Origin of the sequence: Burkholderia sp. RF7-non_BP4 (genome assembly GCF_001521935.1) — a bacterium.
In the GTDB taxonomy this organism is placed as follows: domain Bacteria; phylum Pseudomonadota; class Gammaproteobacteria; order Burkholderiales; family Burkholderiaceae; genus Burkholderia; species Burkholderia diffusa.
On record NZ_LOTA01000018.1, the window covers coordinates 33,765 to 45,887 of the forward strand.

General features: G+C 65.9%; 12 protein-coding genes. 8 read left to right on the forward strand and 4 right to left on the reverse strand.

What is annotated here, in order from left to right:
* Positions 1-56: 56 nt before the first annotated feature.
* A complete protein-coding gene (gene rsmD / locus WS49_RS07790; RefSeq protein WP_059526118.1) occupies positions 57-671 on the reverse strand; it encodes a 16S rRNA (guanine(966)-N(2))-methyltransferase RsmD in 615 nt (204 codons plus the stop codon).
* Positions 672-873: 202 nt separating this feature from the next.
* Here rsmD and ftsY point away from each other — a divergent pair, with 202 nt between their 5' ends.
* Complete coding sequence (ftsY, locus tag WS49_RS07795) at positions 874-2,034, forward strand: signal recognition particle-docking protein FtsY (protein ID WP_059526120.1); 1,161 nt, start codon at positions 874-876, stop codon at positions 2,032-2,034.
* 94 nt (positions 2,035-2,128) lie between these two features.
* On the opposite strand, the gene maiA is transcribed toward ftsY, so the two are convergent.
* On the reverse strand, positions 2,129-2,773 hold the full coding sequence (maiA, locus tag WS49_RS07800) for a maleylacetoacetate isomerase (RefSeq protein WP_059526123.1): 645 nt from the start codon (positions 2,771-2,773) through the stop codon (positions 2,129-2,131).
* A 183-nt stretch (positions 2,774-2,956) separates the two neighbouring features.
* Between maiA and ybiB the strand changes: the two genes are divergently transcribed.
* Entirely contained in the window at positions 2,957-3,931 is a 975-nt protein-coding gene (gene ybiB / locus WS49_RS07805) for a DNA-binding protein YbiB (RefSeq protein ID WP_059526292.1), read from the forward strand.
* A gap of 394 nt (positions 3,932-4,325) precedes the next feature.
* Positions 4,326-5,972, forward strand: coding sequence for a 2-isopropylmalate synthase (leuA, locus tag WS49_RS07810; protein WP_059526126.1), 1,647 nt, complete (start codon positions 4,326-4,328; stop codon positions 5,970-5,972).
* A 143-nt stretch (positions 5,973-6,115) separates the two neighbouring features.
* On the opposite strand, the gene WS49_RS07815 is transcribed toward leuA, so the two are convergent.
* Entirely contained in the window at positions 6,116-6,499 is a 384-nt protein-coding gene (locus WS49_RS07815; RefSeq protein ID WP_059526129.1) for a nuclear transport factor 2 family protein, read from the reverse strand.
* A gap of 45 nt (positions 6,500-6,544) precedes the next feature.
* Entirely contained in the window at positions 6,545-7,114 is a 570-nt protein-coding gene (locus WS49_RS07820; protein WP_059526132.1) for an acyloxyacyl hydrolase, read from the reverse strand.
* A 361-nt stretch (positions 7,115-7,475) separates the two neighbouring features.
* Here WS49_RS07820 and rpoH point away from each other — a divergent pair, with 361 nt between their 5' ends.
* The 5 genes from rpoH (at position 7,476) to cydX (ending at position 11,933) form a co-directional block, all read left to right on the forward strand.
* Positions 7,476-8,411, forward strand: coding sequence for an RNA polymerase sigma factor RpoH (rpoH, locus tag WS49_RS07825; RefSeq protein WP_059526134.1), 936 nt, complete (start codon positions 7,476-7,478; stop codon positions 8,409-8,411).
* Between the two features lie 328 nt (positions 8,412-8,739).
* Positions 8,740-9,018, forward strand: a complete 279-nt coding sequence (cydP, locus tag WS49_RS07830; protein ID WP_059526138.1) for a cytochrome oxidase putative small subunit CydP — start codon at positions 8,740-8,742, stop codon at positions 9,016-9,018.
* Positions 9,008-10,588, forward strand: coding sequence for a cytochrome ubiquinol oxidase subunit I (locus WS49_RS07835; RefSeq protein ID WP_059526141.1), 1,581 nt, complete (start codon positions 9,008-9,010; stop codon positions 10,586-10,588). The genes cydP and WS49_RS07835 overlap by 11 nt, the downstream gene beginning before the upstream one ends.
* Before the next feature lie 31 nt (positions 10,589-10,619).
* Positions 10,620-11,756 carry a cytochrome d ubiquinol oxidase subunit II gene (gene cydB, locus WS49_RS07840; RefSeq protein ID WP_059526145.1) on the forward strand — a complete coding sequence of 379 codons (1,137 nt, stop codon included), beginning with the start codon at positions 10,620-10,622 and terminating at the stop codon, positions 11,754-11,756.
* Positions 11,757-11,810: 54 nt separating this feature from the next.
* The gene (cydX, locus tag WS49_RS07845) at positions 11,811-11,933 is read left to right on the forward strand and encodes a cytochrome bd-I oxidase subunit CydX (RefSeq protein ID WP_059526148.1); all 123 of its coding nucleotides are present in this window, start codon (positions 11,811-11,813) and stop codon (positions 11,931-11,933) included.
* The last annotated feature ends 190 nt before the right edge of the window (positions 11,934-12,123 follow it).

Here is a 12,123-nt window from a genome sequence, read left to right on the forward strand (position 1 = left end):
CTGCCGAGATGGGCATGCGTCGCCTTTGCGGTGCGCCGCCTCGTATGGAACGCGCATTATTCATCATTTTCGCGCCGCAGCAAATGATAGTGAACCGCACCCGCCTTGCCGTGCTTCACCACCTGCCAACCGGCCAGCGCTTCGTGCGCGGCCGGGTCGAGCTCCGCGCCCGTCTCGACGTACAGCGCGCCATCCGGCGCGACGAGCGGCGCCGTCAGCGCAATCGCGCGATCGAGCACGGCCGGCTCACCGAATGGCGGATCGAGGAACACGACGTCGAACGCGCCCGGGGTCAGCCCGGCCGCGAGCCGCAGCGCGTCGGCTTCCGCGACCTCGACCGAGCGTGCACCGAGCTTGTCCTTGATCGCGCGCAGCTGCTGCGCCGCGCGCGGGTGGCGCTCGACCATCACGACGCTCGTCGCGCCGCGCGACGCAGCCTCGAATCCGAGCGCGCCGGTGCCCGCGAACAGGTCGAGGCAGCGCCGGCCTTCGAGATCCTGGCCGAGCCAGTTGAACAGCGTCTCGCGCACGCGATCGGGCGTCGGCCGCAGGCCGTCGAGATCGAGCACGGCGAGCGGCGTGCGCTTCCAGTCACCGCCGATGATGCGGATCGTGTGCGGCTTGCCGCGGCCAGGGGGGGCCGTCGGGCGGCCGGAAGAGGAACGGGACATACGGAATATCGACGACGGGGGGACCGGGTGCGCGGGAGGGCGCACCGCCAAACAGGCGCACGTTACCACAGCGGCGGCACCGGCTGACGCGAGTGCGCCGCCGCACTGATAAAATGCAGGGTTTCGGCCGCCGTGCGCACGCATGACGGCCCCTCCGGCGCTCCGCCCTGGCGGCGCCCCGCCCTCTTCCCGACGTCAGACCATGTTCAGCTTCTTCAAACGGTTCAAGAAAACGCAGGAGCCCGACTCCGCGGAATCGCAATCGATCGATGCGCCGCAACCGGACGAACCGTCCGACTCGCCCGCCGCCGACGCGCGCCAGGCGATCGAAGCGCCGCCAGCGCCCGCGCAACCGCAGCCGGCCGCGCCGGCTGTCGTGATGACGGTCACGCCGACCAACGACGGCAGCGACGAAGTCGTCGAAGCGGTCGAGATCGTGCCGCCGCCGACGCAGGACGCCTCCGCGAAGAAATCGTGGCTCGCGCGCCTGAAGTCGGGCCTCGCGAAGACGGGCTCGAGCATTACCGGCGTGTTCGTCAACACGAAGATCGACGAGGACCTGTACGAGGAGCTCGAAGCCGCGCTGCTGATGGCCGACGCCGGCGTCGATGCGACCGAGTACCTGCTCGGCGCGCTGCGCGAGAAGGTGCGTGCGGGCCGGCTGACCGATCCGCAGCAGGTGAAGGGCGCGCTGCACGACCTGCTCGTCGAACTGCTGAAGCCGCTCGAGAAATCGCTGATGCTCGGCCGCGCGCAGCCGCTCGTGATGATGATCACGGGCGTGAACGGCGCAGGCAAGACCACCAGCATCGGCAAGCTCGCGAAGCACCTGCAGAGCTTCGACCAGTCGGTGCTGCTGGCCGCGGGCGACACGTTCCGCGCTGCCGCGCGCGAACAACTGGCGGTCTGGGGCGAGCGCAACAACGTGACGGTCGTCCAGCAGGAAAGCGGCGACCCGGCCGCGGTGATCTTCGACGCGGTCAGCGCCGCGCGCGCGCGCAGGATCGACGTGATGATGGCCGACACGGCCGGCCGCCTGCCGACGCAGCTGCACCTGATGGAAGAGCTGAAGAAGGTGAAGCGAGTGATCTCGAAGGCGCATGATGGCGCGCCGCACGAGGTGCTGCTCGTGATCGACGCGAACACGGGCCAGAACGCGCTCACGCAGGTGAAGGCATTCGACGATGCGCTCGGCCTCACGGGCCTGATCGTCACGAAACTCGACGGCACCGCGAAGGGCGGCATTCTCGCCGCAATCGCACGGCAGCGCCCGGTGCCCGTCTACTTCATCGGCGTCGGCGAGAAGGTCGAGGATCTGCAGCCGTTCAGCGCGGTGGAATTCGCGGACGCGCTGCTCGGCTGAACGTCGCCGGCCCGCACCGCACGGGGCGCCTTCGGGCGCCCTTTTTTGATGCGCGTCCGGAAGCCGTCAGCCGGTGGCTGACAGCCGCGCGACGTCATTCGGCGTCGGGCTGCACGCCGGGCTCGGCGGCCTTGAACGCGTCGAGCGTCGACGCATGATCGGCGATCCGCTGGATCGTCGGAAAGCGCGTCGTGTCGATCGAGAAACGGTTCGCGTTGAACACCTGCGGCACGATGCAGATATCGGCGAGCGTCGGCGTGTCGCCGAAGCACAGCTTGCCGGTGCGCGGATCGTTCGCGAGGCGCGTCTCGAGCGATGCGAAACCCGCCTCGATCCAGTGCCGGTACCAGTCGTTCTTCGCTTCCTCCGACACCTTCAGCGTGTGCTTCAGGTACTTGAGCACGCGCAGGTTGTTCAGCGGATGGATCTCGCACGCGACCTGCAGCGCGATCGCCCGCACAGACGCGCGGTCGACCGGCTGCGTCGGCAACAGCGCCGGTTCGGGATGCGTTTCCTCGAGATATTCGATGATCGCGAGCGACTGCTGCAGCGTGGCATCGCCGTCGATCAGCGTCGGCACGACCGCATCCGGATTCACCGCGCGGTAGGCGTCCTTCAATTGCTCGCCGCCGTCGCGCAGCATGTGCACGGGAACCGTGTCGTACGGCAGCTGCTTCAGGTTCAGGGCGATCCGCACGCGGTACGACGCGGAACTGCGGAAATAGCTGTAGAGCTTCATGGGATGTCTCTCTGGAATTCGTATTCGGCCGGCGACGGCGTCCGCGGCGCACGCGGCACCGCCGGGAACCCGAGTTTAGCGCGCCGCGCCGCGTCGGCGCGCGCAGCCGTGCCCGTGCGATACTCGGGGCATTCCTTACCGCTCACCGCGCGGCCCGATGCCGGCCGCCCGCCCCACGCCCCGATGACCGCTTCCCTCGACCCCGCAGCCTCGCCGTTCCCTTGCGCCCGCTTCATCAAGGAAATCGGCCGCGGCCCGCACGGCGCACGCGCGCTGTCCGCCGAAGACACGTTCGAGCTTTATCGCGCGATGCTGGACGCGCGCGTGTCGGACCTCGAACTCGGCGCGATCCTGATCGCCTATCGTCTGAAGGGTGAAAGCGCCGACGAACTGGCCGCGATGCTCGCCGCCGCGCAGGCGTCGTTCGAACCCGTGCACGTGCAGGATGCCGCGTTCCGCCCGGTGTCGATCCCGAGCTACAACGGCGCGCGCAAGCAGCCGAACCTGGTGCCGCTGCTCGCACTGCTGCTCGCGCGAGAAGGCGTGCCGGTGCTCGTGCACGGTGTCGAGCGCGATCCGGGCCGCGTGACGAGCGCGGAGATCTTCTCGGCGCTGTCGATCCCGCCATCGACGTCGCACGACGCGATCGAGGACATGCTCGCGGAACGCCGCGTCGCGTTCGCGCCCATCGCCGCGCTGGCGCCGCGCATCGCGCGTCTGCTGTCGCTGCGCGGCGTGCTCGGCGTGCGCAACTCGACGCACACGCTCGTGAAGATCCTGCAGCCGTTCGCGCCGGCCGGGTTGCGGCTCGTCAACTACACGCATCCGCCGTACCGCGACAGCCTCGCGCAACTGTTCCGCGATCACCCGGACGCCGCACTCGGCGGCGCGCTGCTCGCGCGCGGCACGGAAGGCGAAGCGGTGGCCGACACGCGGCGCCAGGTGCAGGTCGACTGGCTGCACGACGGCGTATGCGACACGCTGATCGAGCCCGAGCGCTCGTCGAGCGACGCGCCGCCCGTCGCGCTGCCCGAATCGCGCGACGCGGCAACCACGGCCGCGTGGACGGACGCCGTGTTGCGCGGCGAAATTCCGGTACCCGACGCGCTTGCGCGGCAGGTCGAGACGATCGTACGAATCGCCCGGCTCGCACCGTGACCTGCATCCCGGGCCGGCACGCCGCCGCACCGGCCTTTCAACCGACCATTTGACACGCGCACGCATCCTGGCATAGAGTTGTCGCCATGCGTTCCTTTCCGAACACCCTCCGAATTACCTCCGGCCGCCTAGCGCGGTCGCTATCGCTACGACTAGCCTAAGGCTGTCTTAGCGCCGTGTGCTGTCCGCACGGTCCCTCCCTGCAGTTCCTCGCAGCACCCTTCTCGCAGTTTTTACAACCCGAAGTCGTCAGCATTCGTCCGTCTATCCGTCGGCCGATTCGCGAAGATCATCCGCATCCGCAGCGCGTTTGTCGCGCCACGGTGCGAGGCAGCGCCACCCGTCGCCCATGCCGCCCGTCTTCGCTCGCGACTTGAGACCCGAGGTCCAGAAGATGAAGCGCAACCCGCAAGACAAGTACCGTCCGTTCGAGCCCGTCCGCATCAATGGCCGCCGCTGGCCGACCCGCACCATCAAGCGTGCGCCGGTCTGGATGAGCACCGACCTGCGCGACGGCAACCAGTCGCTGATCGAGCCGATGAGCATCGAACAGAAGCTGGAATTCTTCGACATGCTGGTCGCGATCGGTTTCAAGGAAATCGAAGTCGGTTTTCCGTCGGCGTCGCAAACCGACTTCGATTTCGTCCGCAAGCTGATCGACGACAAGCGCATTCCCGACGACGTGACGATCGAAGTGCTCGTGCAGTCGCGCGAAGACCTGATCGCGCGCACCTTCGATGCGCTCGAAGGCGTGCCGCGCGCGATCGTGCACCTGTACAACGCGATCTGCCCGTCGTTCCGGCGCATCGTGTTCGGGATGTCGAAGGACGACGTGAAGGCGCTCGCGGTCGAGGGCACGCGACTCATCAAGGAACACGCGGCGGCCCGCCCCGACACGCACTGGACCTACCAGTACTCGCCGGAAACCTTCAGCATGACCGAGCTGACGTTCGCGCGCGAAGTGTGCGACGCGGTCGCGCAGGCGTGGCGGCCGACCCGCGATCACAAGATGATCGTCAACCTGCCGGCGACCGTCGAAGCCGCGAGCCCGAACGTGTTCGCCGACCAGATCGAGTGGATGGACCGCAACCTCGCGTATCGCGACAGCATCGTGCTGTCCGTGCATCCGCACAACGATCGCGGCACCGCGGTCGCGGCCGCGGAACTCGCGCTGCTCGCGGGCGCCGACCGCATCGAAGGCTGCCTGTTCGGCAACGGCGAGCGCACCGGCAACGTCGACCTCGTCACGCTCGCGCTGAACCTCTATACGCAGGGCATCGATCCGGGCCTCGATTTTTCCGACATCGACGCGGTGCGCCGCGTGGTCGAGCGCTGCAACCAGATTCCGGTGCATCCGCGTCATCCGTACGCGGGCGACCTCGTGTTCACCGCGTTCTCGGGCTCGCACCAGGATGCGATCCGCAAGGGCTTCGCGCAGCAGCGCCCCGACGCGGTGTGGGAAGTGCCGTATCTGCCGATCGACCCGGCCGACCTCGGTCGCAGCTATGACGCGGTCATTCGCGTGAACAGCCAGTCCGGCAAGGGCGGCGCGACGTTCCTGCTCGAACGCGGGATGGGCTTCACGCCGACGCGGCGCGTGCAGATCGAATTCAGCCACGCGGTGCAGACGCTCGCCGACGCGTCCGGCGAGGAAGTGACCGGCGACGCGATCTGCGCGCTGTTCGCCCGCGAATTCTTCGAAACCGACGGCCCGGCCGCGCGCCACGGCGACGCCGCACGCTGGCAGAACCGCGACATCGCGGGCGCGCCGCCGGCCGGCGCGACACCCGAAGACGTCGTGCAACGCACGGCCGCGGCCTTCGCGACGGCGGCCGGCGCGACGATCGACGTCGCCTCGTGCGAACACGCGCGTACGACGGACGGACGAATTGCGGTATCGGTCGGCTGCCGGGTCGGCGATGCGCCGCTGCGGCATGGCGTCGGCGTGCACGCCGATGCGGCGAGCGCCGCACTCGATGCGGTCGTCAGCGCGATCAACCGCTCGGCGTGGCAGTGCGCCGACCGCCGTGCGGCGGCCTGATCGGCAAATTTTCGTTTCGGGGTTCGAACGTCAGCGAGCGGTGCGTGACCGCCCGTGCGCCGCGCAATCCGCGTCGCACGGGCAATGAAAAGCGGCCCAGAAGGCCGCCTCGGTCGGGACACGAAAAGGAGCGCCACGCGCGCTCATGTCTCGGTCGCGCACCGCGTCGCCTGCCACGCCAGCAGGCGCCACTGCCCCTGCTCATGGGTATGGACGGCGGTATAGGCGATCGGAAACACCAGCCCGCCGTTGTTCGTTTCCATCTCGATCAGTGCGCGCCCGGTGACGACGCAGGTTGCGTCGCCGACGGGCAGCAGGTCCTGCGACTGGATTTCGATCTGACGATAGCGGCGGCGGCCGGCGACGATGGCGTCGATGAACTGCTGCTTGGTTTCGCGTTTGCCGTTGGTGTGCACGAAGAACACCTTGTCCGACAATTGCGCCTCGAGCGCCTCGCCGTCCCCGTCGACCATCGCCCGGAACCGATCGCGCTCGAGCGCGCGAATCGCATCGACCACCTTCGCCATCGCCTGACTCCTCGGCAACGCACCCGCCGTGCGCGGGCGTGCGGATCAGAAGTTGTACTGCACGTAGAACTGGTGGAAATTTATACCAGGATTCGGCTCTTTGATACCCGCGTTAGACACATGTTGAAAACGGTAGCCGAGCTGGTACTGTTGCCGTTCTCCGAACTGCGCGCCGACGCCGACGACGTCCACGAACTGGAACGACGTCGCCAGCGACAGTTTGTTGGAGATCGTCGGGGACGTCAGGAAGCGGATGCCGGCGCCGGCCTCGATGAACGGCCGCACCTGGCCCGCGCTCTTGATGAAGCGGAACATCGGCGTCGCACCGAATTCGCCGATGCTGCCGTGAACATTGCCTCCCGTGTGCCAGTAGCCGGCATGGCCTTCCATCACGAACGCGAAGTGCCAGCCGCCGATTTCCCACCAGTTCCAGCCCGGATCCCACACGACGCCGAGATCGGCCTTGTCGATCCCGTGGCGATCGGAAAACCCGCCACCCGCCTGGATTCCCCATCGATCCGCGAACGCGGCACCCGATCCGCCCAGCAGCGACGCCGCCAGCAGCGCATGCAGCGCAAGCCGACTACGGGGCCGGCAATTCTTCTTATTGTTCATCAGACACTCCAACTTCGTGGGTTGAATGGAGCCTTGCCGCAACGGCCGGGCCCGAGCGAACTGAATGGTATGGTAAAGGACTTTTCGAATCGGCATCGCGAAGCGAAATTGTTTGCTTCCAAAACTACAAAAATCGAAACCGTCTACTGATTACTATCAGAAACAACAACTTACGGAACTTCCACCGGCCAGTCCGGTCGCAAATTAGACTATCGACTCGACAAGTTCAATAGAGAACCGGGAACTTGGATGCCCGCACCCCCTCTAAGGAATTAGCACTCGGATTACGGGAGTGCTAAGATGGGCCCCGGAATCTCATCCGAGACCAGGGGTTTGTCCCTGATTCCAAAGGAGTTTTTTAGTGAGCCACGCCCTGACCCTTCCGAACACCCTGAGCCCGACGCCGGCCAAGGCCGAATCGGCAGGCTCGCTGGCGCTCGCGACTCAATCGATGTTGTCGGGCCAGCTCGGCAACATCGACGCGTACATCCAGGCCGTCAACCGGATCCCGCTCCTGACCGCCGAAGAGGAACGCCAGTACGCGACCGAATTCCGCGAAGACAACAACCTCGACTCGGCACGCCGCCTCGTGCTGTCGCACCTGCGGCTCGTCGTGTCGATCGCGCGCAACTACCTCGGCTACGGCCTGCCGCACGGCGACCTGATCCAGGAAGGCAACATCGGCCTGATGAAGGCTGTGAAACGTTTCGACCCGGCGCAAAACGTGCGCCTGGTGTCGTATGCGATCCACTGGATCAAGGCCGAGATCCATGAGTACATCCTGCGCAACTGGCGGATGGTGAAGGTCGCGACGACGAAGGCCCAGCGCAAGCTGTTCTTCAACCTGCGCAGCCACAAGAAGAGCATGCAGGCGATGACGCCCGAGGAAATCGACGGCCTCGCGCAGGAGCTCAACGTCAAGCGCGAAGACGTGACCGAGATGGAGACGCGTCTGTCGGGCGGCGACATCGCGCTCGAAGGCCAAGTGGAAGACGGCGAGGAGTCGTACGCACCGATCGCCTACCTGGCCGATTCGCACAACGAGCCGACCGCCGTGCTCGCCGCGCGTCAGCGCGACACGCTGCAGACGGACGGCATCGCGCAGGCGCTCGAGGCACTCGACGCACGCAGCCGCCGGATCATCGAGGCGCGCTGGCTGAACGTCGACGACGACGGCTCGGGCGGCTCGACGCTGCACGATCTCGCGGCCGAGTTCGGCGTATCGGCGGAACGCATCCGCCAGATCGAAGCGAGCGCCATGAAGAAGATGCGCACGGCACTCGCCGAATACGCGTAACTCCGCGATTTAGAGCGCTTTACCCAAAACCGCTGCCCACCCGGCAGCGGTTTTTTTTCGTCTATGTTTTGGCCTCGATCACCCCGTATTAATCGACCTTATTGATCGGGTATCGGGCGAATTCCGCCCCCTTCCGCATAACCTTGATCTGCATCAAGTTTCGACACGTGCTTCGCGACGGTCTGCCGCAGCGCAACACTCGGCATCGGAAAGCCGGCATTTTAAAATTGGCATGTCGGCTTAAAAGGATTAAAACAGCTTAACTGCCGTCATAAATCCGACGTAGAGTCGCCCCAAAACCCACGTAAATCGATTCAGGATAATCGCCTTGATCTCGATCAATAAAGAGCCTGCGCCGCCTCCCCCGCAGGCCGCCGGCACGCTCGGCTGGCGCGCACGCATCGCCGCGTGGGCGCGCGGGCCGACCCTCATGCGCGACATCACGCTGGTGGTGATCGTCAAGCTGATCCTCCTGATGTCGCTCAAATACGCATTCTTCAATCATCCGCAGGCCAAGCACATGTCGCTGCCGCCTGCCGTCGTCGCCGAGAAGCTGCTCTCGGTGCCGGCGCCTGCATCTACCGAGGGAGACCACCATGATAAGTAGCGAAGTCGTCGATCTGTCGCGTCTGCAGTTCGGCATCACGGCGCTCTACCACTTCCTGTTCGTGCCGCTGACGCTCGGCCTGTCCTGGCTGCTCGTCATCATGGAAGCCGTCTACGTGATGACCGGCAAACAGGTCTACAAGGACATGACCCAGTTCTGGGGCAAGTTGTTCGGGATCAACTTCGCGATGGGCGTGACGACCGGCATCACGCTCGAATTCCAGTTCGGCACGAACTGGTCGTACTACTCGCACTACGTCGGCGACATCTTCGGCGTGCCGCTCGCGGTCGAAGGCCTGATGGCGTTCTTCCTCGAATCGACGTTCGTCGGCCTGTTCTTCTTCGGCTGGAACCGCCTGTCGAAGGTCAAGCATCTGCTGGTCACGTTCCTCGTTGCGCTGGGTTCGAACCTGTCCGCGCTCTGGATCCTCGTCGCGAACGGCTGGATGAACAATCCGGTCGGCGCCGAGTTCAACTACCAGACGATGCGCATGGAGCTGACGAACCTGTTCGACGTGCTGTTCAACCCGGTCGCCCAGGTGAAGTTCGTGCACACCGTGTCGGCCGGCTACGTGACGGCCGCGATGTTCGTGCTCGGCATCTCGTCGTGGTACCTGCTGAAGAAGCGCGACACCGACTTCGCGCTGCGCTCGTTCGCGGTCGCGGCAGGCTTCGGTCTCGCGTCGACGCTCTGCGTGATCGTGCTCGGCGACGAATCGGGCTACACGACCGGCGAAGTGCAGAAGATGAAGCTCGCCGCGATCGAATCGGAATGGGAAACCCAGCCGGCACCGGCATCGTTCACGCTGATCGGCATCCCGAACCAGAAGGAAGAGCGCACCGACTACGCGATCAAGATCCCGTACGCGCTCGGCCTGATCGCGACGCGCTCGATCGACGAACCGGTGATCGGCCTGCGCGAGCTCGCGAAGCACAGCGAGGAACACATCCAGAGCGGGATGGTCGCGTACGGCGCCTTGCAGAAGATCAAGGAAGGCGACACGAGCGACGCGACCCGCGCGCTGTTCGACCAGCACAAGCAGTATCTCGGCTACGGGCTGATGCTCAAGCAGTTCACGCCGAACGTGGTCGATGCGACGCCGGAGCAGATCAAGGCCGCCGCGAAGAAGACGATCCCGCCGGTCGCGCCCGTGTTCTTCTCGTTCCGGATCATGGTGTTCCTCGGCTTCCTGTTCCTCGCGACCTTCGTCGCCGCATTCTGGTTCTGCGCGCGCCGGCAGTTGCTGCAGGACAACCGCCGCTGGTTCCTGCGCTATGCAGTGTGGGCGATCCCGCTGCCGTGGCTCGCCGCGGAATTCGGCTGGGTCGTCGCCGAGCTCGGCCGCCAGCCGTGGACGATCGCGGGCATCCTGCCGACGCATCTGTCCGCGTCCAGCCTGACGTCGACGGACCTGTACCTGAGCCTCGCCGGTTTCATCGCGTTCTACACGGCACTGTTCGTCATCGAGATCAAGCTGATGTTCAAGTACGCGCGTCTCGGCCCGTCCTCGCTGCATACCGGCCGCTATCACCACGAGCTGGCGGCCGCCGGCGAGCACGCGTCGGCCTGAGCGCGCACCTGAAACCGAACAAGGAATCGCTATGGACTATGCAACTCTCAAGCTGATCTGGTGGCTGCTCGTCGGCGTGCTGCTGATCGGCTTCGCCGTCACCGACGGCTTCGACATGGGCGCGACCGCGCTGCTGCCGTTCCTCGGCAAGACCGACGAGGAACGCCGCATCATCGTCAACACGGTCGGCGCGACGTGGGAAGGCAACCAGGTGTGGCTGATCACGGCCGGCGGCGCGATGTTCGCCGCCTGGCCGCTCGTCTATGCCGCGTCGTTCTCCGGCTTCTACTTCGCGATGCTGCTCGTGCTGTTCGCGCTGTTCTTCCGGCCGGTCGGCTTCGACTATCGCAGCAAGCGGCCCGACCCGCGCTGGCGCGCCGGCTGGGACTGGGGCCTGTTCGTCGGCGGCTTCGTGCCGGCGCTGGTGTTCGGCGTCGCGTTCGGCAACCTGCTGCAGGGCGTGCCGTTCAAGTTCGACAGCGATCTGCGCGTGACCTACTACGGCGGCTTCTGGGCGTTGCTGAACCCGTTCGCGCTGCTCTGCGGGCTCGTCAGCCTCACGATGCTCGTCGCGCACGGCGCCGCGTTCATCAAGATGAAGACCGACGGCGTGATCGCACGCCGCGCGTCGATCGCGCTGCGCGTGTCGGCGCTCCTCGCGGTCGTGCTGTTCGTGCTGGCCGGCGTGCTGATCGCGTCGACCATCGGCGGCTTCCACATCACGCACGCCGCGCCGACCGACACGGTCGCGAACCCGCTGCTCAAGGACGTCGCCGCCGGCTCGGGCCTGTGGCTCGCGAATTACGGCGAGTATCCGTGGATGATCGCGGCACCCGTCGTCGGGATCGCGGGCGGCCTGCTCGCGCTGCTGCTCGCCGGCTCGAAGCAGGAAAAGACGGCGTTCTTCTGCACCGGCCTGATGATCACCGGCGTGATCCTGACCGCAGGCTTCTCGATGTTCCCGTTCATCATGCCGTCGTCGCTCGACCCGCGCAGCAGCCTGACCGTGTGGGATTCGACGTCGAGCCACATGACGCTGCAGGTGATGCTGTTCGCGGTGATCGTGTTCCTGCCGATCGTCCTGCTCTACACGAGCTGGGTGTACCGCGTGATGCGCGGCAAGGTCACGCATCAGTCGCTCGAAGAGAACAAGCACTCGATGTATTGAACCCGGCCGGGGCGCGCACGCGCCCCTGCCCACCGTTTCGCAAGGAGTCGAATCATGTGGTATTTCAGCTGGATTCTCGGTATCGGCGTCGCGCTGTCGTTCGGCATCGTCAACGCGATGTGGCTCGAAGCGCGGCAGAAGCCGCAGGAAGCGCCGGTGCGCGCACGCCGCGGCTGATCGCACGCGGGAAGGCGGCTCGCACCGCCCCTCCCGTCCGGAACGAACCTCGCGTCACGCGAGGTTTTTTTTCGTCCGTACCATCGGCGGCCCCGCGATTCCCCGATGCCAATTTAGCGCCAGATTGATACCACTTGAATACCAATCAAAGGTTTCATAAGATCTTTGGACACGGCCGCCGACAGGCCGA

Coding starts and splice junctions, on each gene's coding strand:
- rsmD (WP_059526118.1), bottom strand. CDS start 671: ATGTCCCGTTCCTCTTCCGGCCGCCCGACGGCCCCCCCTGGCCGCGGC.
- ftsY (WP_059526120.1), top strand. CDS start 874: ATGTTCAGCTTCTTCAAACGGTTCAAGAAAACGCAGGAGCCCGACTCC.
- maiA (WP_059526123.1), bottom strand. CDS start 2,773: ATGAAGCTCTACAGCTATTTCCGCAGTTCCGCGTCGTACCGCGTGCGG.
- ybiB (WP_059526292.1), top strand. CDS start 2,957: ATGACCGCTTCCCTCGACCCCGCAGCCTCGCCGTTCCCTTGCGCCCGC.
- leuA (WP_059526126.1), top strand. CDS start 4,326: ATGAAGCGCAACCCGCAAGACAAGTACCGTCCGTTCGAGCCCGTCCGC.
- WS49_RS07815 (WP_059526129.1), bottom strand. CDS start 6,499: ATGGCGAAGGTGGTCGATGCGATTCGCGCGCTCGAGCGCGATCGGTTC.
- WS49_RS07820 (WP_059526132.1), bottom strand. CDS start 7,114: ATGAACAATAAGAAGAATTGCCGGCCCCGTAGTCGGCTTGCGCTGCAT.
- WS49_RS07835 (WP_059526141.1), top strand. CDS start 9,008: ATGATAAGTAGCGAAGTCGTCGATCTGTCGCGTCTGCAGTTCGGCATC.
- cydB (WP_059526145.1), top strand. CDS start 10,620: ATGGACTATGCAACTCTCAAGCTGATCTGGTGGCTGCTCGTCGGCGTG.
- cydX (WP_059526148.1), top strand. CDS start 11,811: ATGTGGTATTTCAGCTGGATTCTCGGTATCGGCGTCGCGCTGTCGTTC.